Below are 5,493 nucleotides of genomic sequence, written 5' to 3'. Positions count from 1 at the left end.
CAGGACGGTGGCGGCGGGGGCGGTCAGCAGCACCTCGCCGGCCCCGGCGTGCTCGGACAGCGGCACGCCGGCCGGGATGTCGGCGAGCCACACCGTGAGCGGATGCTCCTCGATGGTCCGGATCCGGCCCGACCGGGCCGCCGCGACCTCATGGAGGAACCGCACCAGCCGGTGACAGCGGTCCGCGAGGGCGGCATGCCGCTCGGGGCCGGCGGTCTGCGTCGTCATCAGGACCTCGCTCTGGAGATCCCGGCGCCCGCACCGGGAGGGAAACGCCGTCCGTCGGTTGTCGACACGCGACTTTCCTCCCGTCGGCGCTGTTCTCCCGATCCGTGGCACCACCGATCTGTGACGCCCCGTCCGCGAGATCGGCAGGATGCCGGCATCCTACGCATAATGACGTGCCCTCCTCCGGCGGAGCGACAGGAGGGGGTAGCCCGTCCGCGGGGTGCGGGTGCGGGTGCGGGTGCGGGTGCGGGTGCGGGTTCGGGTTCGGGTTCGGGTTCGGGTGAGGTTGCGGGTGAAGTTGCGGCGTGCCGCCGGCGGCATGGTGAGGCGGGTGCGACAACATACGCATCCGTGAGGTCACGGTTCTACGCTGATGTGCACATTCATTCCCGGTACTCGCGTGCCTGCAGTCGTGACTGCGATCTGGAGCACCTGGCCTGGTGGGCGGCACGCAAGGGCATCGCCGTCGTCGGCACCGGCGACTTCACCTATCCGGCCTGGTCTCAGGAGATCGCGACGAAGCTGGTTCCGGCCGAGCCCGGCCTGTTCCGGCTGCGGTCCGATCTTGAGCATGAGGTGCTGCGCACGTTACCGGCCTCCTGCCGGACGGCGACCCGCTTCATGATCTCTAGTGAGATCTCGACGATCTACAAGAGGGGCGACCGGACCCGTAAGGTCCATCATCTTCTCTACGCTCCCGACAGGGAGGCCGCCGGACGGATCACGGCGGCGCTGGCTCGGATCGGCAACCTCGCCGCGGACGGGCGTCCCATCCTGGGCCTGGACTCCCGCGATCTGCTGGAGATCACCCTTGGTGGCGGGGCGGGCTGCTATCTGGTCCCGGCGCACGTGTGGACGCCCTGGTTCGCGGTTCTCGGTTCGAAGTCCGGGTTCGACGCCGTCGAGGACTGCTACGGTGACCTCGCCGACGAGGTCTTCGCCCTGGAGACTGGGCTTTCGGCGGACCCGGAGATGTTCTGGCGGATCTCCGGTCTCGACCGCTACCGGCTGGTGAGCAACTCTGACGCCCACTCCCCGCCGATGCTCGGCCGGGAGGCGACGGCGTTCACCTGCGACCTCGACTACTTCTCCATCGAGGCCGCGCTGCGCGGCGGGGACGGCTTCGCGGGGACCGTCGAGTTCTTCCCGGAAGAGGGCAAGTACCACCTCGACGGGCATCGCAAGTGCGGGGTGGTCCTCACGCCGGACCAGACCCGGGAGGTCGGCGGACGCTGCCCCACCTGCGGCGGCGGCCTCACCGTCGGGGTCCTCAACCGGGTCGAGGCGCTGGCCGACCGGCGGCCCGGCCACCGCCCCGTCACGGCGCCCGACGTCACCTCGCTGGTTCCGTTGCCGGAGGTCGTCGGGGAGATTCTCGGCGTGGGCCCGAAGAGCAAGGCGGTCGCGGGCCAGGTGACGTCGTTGGTCTCCCGTCTGGGCCCGGAGCTCGACATCCTCGGCGACGTACCGCTCACGGACATCGCCGGGGTCGGATCGCCGGAGCTGGTCGAGGCAATCGGTCGCCTGCGCCGCGGGGAGGTGATCCGGCAGGCCGGGTTCGACGGCGAATACGGCGTCATCCGGTTGTTCGAACCCCAGGAGCTCGCCCGGGACGGTGGCACCCTGTTCGACCTGGGGTCCGGCGTGGCTGGTGGGCAGGACCGGATCGATGCGGGACCCTCCCTCGACGAGGCGCTCGCGGCGCGGGCGCGCCCGGCACCCGATGCCGCGGTGGTGCCGGGGGATGCCGCGGTGGCCGACAGCCAGCTGTTCACGCCGGTTTCCGGCGATACCCCGTCGGTGCTTGACGGGCTGGATCCCGAGCAACGGCTGGCCGCCTCGCACCTGTCCGGTCCGCTGCTCGTCCTCGCCGGACCGGGAACGGGCAAGACCCGTACGCTGGTCCACGCGATCGCACACCGGGTCGCTGAGCACGGGGTGCCGGCCGGGGAGTGCCTGGCGGTCACCTTCACCCGGCGTGCGGCCGGGGAGCTCGCCGAACGGCTCGCCGGCCTGCTGGGTGACGCCGCGGGACGGGTGCTCGCGACGACCTTCCACGGCCTCGGGCTTACGATCATCCGTGAGCAGCACGCGAAACTCGCCCGGGGCCCGCAGGTCCAGGTCGCGGACGACGCGGTGCGCGTGGAGCTAATCGCCGCGGCACTGCACGGTGAGGGCGACGCCCGAACGCGCCGGCGGGTGGCGGCCGGTGTCGCCGAGCTCAAGCGGCACCGAGCGCTCGGCCAGGCGATCCGCCACCATGACCTGGTTGGGGCGCTCGCCCGTTACGACGCCGCCCTGCGCGATCGGGACATGGTCGACCTCGACGATCTGATCACCCTGCCGCTGACCCTGTTGCGGTCGTCCCCGGATCTCGCCGAGCACTACCAGCGGCGGTGGCGCCACGTCTGGGTCGACGAGTACCAGGACACCGACGAACTCCAGTACCGCCTGCTGGGGCTGTTGTGTCCCCCCACGGCCAACCTGTGCGTGATCGGCGACCCGGACCAGGCTATCTACAGCTTCCGGGGTGCGGACGTCCGGTTCTTCCTGCGGTTCGAGCAGGACTACCCGAGTGCCCGCCCGGTCGCCCTGACCCGCGGCTACCGATCCACCCGCACCATCGTGCGGACGGCGCTCGATGTGATCGCGCCCGCGAGTCTGGTCCCGGACCGGACCCTGACCGCCGTGCGGGGCGCCGAGGGCGATGGCCCGGTGCTGCTGCGGCGCTACCGCAGTGAGGCCGAGGAGGCGATCGCCGTCGTCGACACGATCGACGCGGCGCTCGGCGGTACCTCGTTCCACGCGTTGGACTCGGGGGTGGACGGATCGGTCGACGCGGGGTTCTCCTTCGCGGACATCGCCGTGCTCTACCGGACCGCCCGCCAGGCCGAGCCGATCATGGAAGCGCTGGCCACCCGCGGTTTCCCGTTCCAGCGGCGCTCTCATCTCCCGCTCGCGGACGCTCCCGCGGTCGCCGACCTGCTCGCCCTGCTGCAGGACCTGACGACCATGGATCCCTCGGGTCCCGGCGTCCCGCGTCCGGTGTCGGGTCTGCTGCGCGACGCGGCGGCACGGGCCACCGATCTCGCCGAGGCGAGGAGAAGCGAGCTCGGCGCCGTGCCGTCCGACGGGTTTCCCGGCTTCTCCGGCGGACGGGTGCCGACCGAGGCCGAGCTGCGCCTGGCGGTGGAGCTGCTCGCACCGGCCGCCGCAGCGGCCGGCAACGACCTGGCGGGTTTCCTCACGTCGGTCACGCTCGCCGCCGAGGTCGACGGGCTGGACCCGAGGGCGGACCGGATCTCACTGCTGACCCTGCACGCGAGCAAGGGTCTGGAATACGGCCTGGTCATCATCGTCGGTTGTGAGGACGGGCTGCTGCCGATGCGCTTTGGTCCGGCCGGTGAGGCGCCGGGCGGTGGGACCCCGGGCGGTGAGGCGCCGGGTGGTGGCGTCAACGGAACCGCCGATGGAACCGCCGACGCCGGCACGAAGGACACCGAGGCGGAGGAGCGCCGACTCTTCTTCGTCGGCGTCACCCGGGCCAGGCATCGGTTGGTCCTCACCTCGGCGGCCAGCCGGCGGCGCGCCGGGTCGGTCGTGACGACCCGTCCCTCACCGTTTCTTGCGGACATCAGGCTGGCTTTGCTGTCCTCTGTCCCGGCTGAGGGCGTCCCGGCCGAGGGCGGGCGGCGCCGCCCGCGCCGGCCGGCACCGGGCAAGCAGCTGCGACTCCTCTGAGCCGCTGGGCCGGAGCCACCGGGCCGGAGCCGCTGGACCGACACTCGCGCGGCCCGGCGGCTCAGCGCTTGCGCAACACCATCGCGAGGTTCCAGGTCACAATCTCGCGGGCACCGGGAATCCTGATGATCACCTTCGCCCAGTCGGGCAGATAGCGCGGCATCGCGTCGAGGATCTCGACGTCGGACCGCCGCTTCGCCCAGGCGAGGGTGTCGGCCACCGACACCGGAAATAGAGTCTTGCCGTAGATGTTTTTCGGCGCCTTGCCCTTGCGGCGTTCGAACCTCGCCGCCGCCCGGTCACCACCCAGATAGTGCCAGGGTGCGGTCTCGTGGCCCCCCCAGGGGGACAGCCAGTTCGTGTAGCTCAGGAAGATGAGCCCGCCAGGGCGGGTCACCCGGGCCAGCTCGGAGCACATCCGCCACGGGTCGGGGACGTGTTCGAGCACGTTTGACGTGTAGCAGAGATCAACGCTTCCGGAGAGGAACGGCAGGTCCAAGGCGCTGCCCCGGACCCGGCCGGGAACCTCGATGCCACCGGCCTCCATCTCCGAGACGTCCGGCTCGACCCACACGTACCGGGCGCCGGCGTCGAGGAAGGCCGAGCGGAAGTAACCCGGGCCGCCGCCGACGTCGAGGACGAGCTGGCCGGTCAGGGATGTGTACCGCATCAGCTGGCGCACGGAGTCCGCAGCGATCAGCGAGTAGAAGCCAGCCGGGTCGACGGGCTCCTTGCGGTGCGCGAGGAACAGCGTCTTCGAGCGCGACAGTCCGAACCCGGAATAGGGCAGGGCGCGCACCAGCGGACCCTCCTTGGTCCGCTCGCGGGGAATGGCGGTTCGCTCGCGGGGAGTGGCCGCCGCCTGCGCTCCGCTCGCCGTGCCCGCTCCGCTCGTCGGCACCGGGCCGGACGGGCCGGCCGGCGGCGCGGTCCCCAAAGCCGCAGCCCGGGACTCGCCACCCGGTTCCGGGGTCGCAGCGGAGGGTGTCGGGGCCTGCCTCGATCCTGCGGGGGGAGCCGTGGAAGCCGCAGCCGTGGACGCGGTGGAGGTCGCCGCGGATGCCGCCGTGTCAGACATGCCGGGGACGATAACACCACGGTGGCGGGCCTTCGGTGGGCGGCAGGAGCCGCCCGGGCCGCCAGCCGGATCCGCCCCGGCCGTGGCGTGGACGCCCGGTCCGCCGTGGCCCCGGCGTCCGCCCGATCTCCCGGCTCCGCTGCGCGGATCAGGGCCATACCACGCTTGTTGTGGAATTATCCGGGCCCTGAGGTTTATTGTTTACGTGTTGAATGCTCCTTTGGTCCGTTGGTGCTTCTTCGTTCCCTGAACCCGGCGACGTGTGTTCCCGGCGATCCTGAGGGCTGGTGATGGTGGTAATGCACCCGGTTCCGCTGGCAGATCCGACTGCCTTCCGAGAAACTGGACTATCTGGACTATCTGGGATGCTAGTGATCATCTCGCCCGCCCGGCCGATCGCCGCGGCCCAGCTTGTCGTTTAACCTGTCGGTCCTTCAGATCCTGCG

3 protein-coding genes are annotated in these 5,493 nt (G+C 71.2%); 1 reads left to right on the top strand and 2 read right to left on the bottom strand.

The window, feature by feature from the left end; all coding sequences use genetic code 11:
* On the bottom strand, positions 1-228 hold a 228-nt coding region (locus tag AC08ON_RS15655), incomplete at its 3' end, for a hypothetical protein (RefSeq protein ID WP_476617233.1).
* A gap of 351 nt (positions 229-579) precedes the next feature.
* Between AC08ON_RS15655 and AC08ON_RS15650 the strand changes: the two genes are divergently transcribed.
* On the top strand, positions 580-3,969 hold the full coding sequence (locus tag AC08ON_RS15650; protein WP_476607017.1) for a UvrD-helicase domain-containing protein: 3,390 nt from the start codon (positions 580-582) through the stop codon (positions 3,967-3,969).
* A gap of 61 nt (positions 3,970-4,030) precedes the next feature.
* On the opposite strand, the gene AC08ON_RS15645 is transcribed toward AC08ON_RS15650, so the two are convergent.
* Complete coding sequence (locus AC08ON_RS15645) at positions 4,031-5,047, bottom strand: class I SAM-dependent methyltransferase (RefSeq protein ID WP_476617232.1); 1,017 nt, start codon at positions 5,045-5,047, stop codon at positions 4,031-4,033.
* Positions 5,048-5,493 lie beyond the last annotated feature (446 nt).

The organism is Frankia sp. CoWAU3 (assembly GCF_977971855.1).
This window is presented reverse-complemented; position numbering and strand designations above follow the sequence as displayed.